The following is a 421-nucleotide window of genomic DNA, read 5'->3' on the forward strand; positions in this document are numbered from 1 at the left end:
CCCGCCGAACCGGCGGGCGGACAGGTCCAGGCGGACGGACGTGGCCGGTGTCTCCCGCCGCACCGCCTAGATCGCGATTATCGTGAAGATCAGTCTGCCGGTCGTCCTGCTTGGTTGAGCGCCCCCTGCCCCCGCCCGTGTTCCCGAGGAGGGTCCGCGATGACCGTTACCCCGCCTGCCACCGTCACGCCGGGGCCCGTGCCGATACGCGCGCACCCTGTTCCAGGATCGGCCGGTGGCCTGCGCGCCGCGAGGAAGCTGCTGCGCGCCGATCCGCTCGCTGGCCTCGTCCGCCTGCGCCAGACCCACGGCCCGGTCGTGCAGCTGTCGTCCCGGCCGCTGTCGGCGTTCCTGGTGGCGGATCCGGACGCGATCGCCGACGTGCTGGTCGGGTCGCACCGCTCCTACCGGCGGGGGTTCG

The organism is Protofrankia coriariae (assembly GCF_001017755.1).
GTDB classification, from domain to species: domain Bacteria; phylum Actinomycetota; class Actinomycetes; order Frankiales; family Frankiaceae; genus Protofrankia; species Protofrankia coriariae.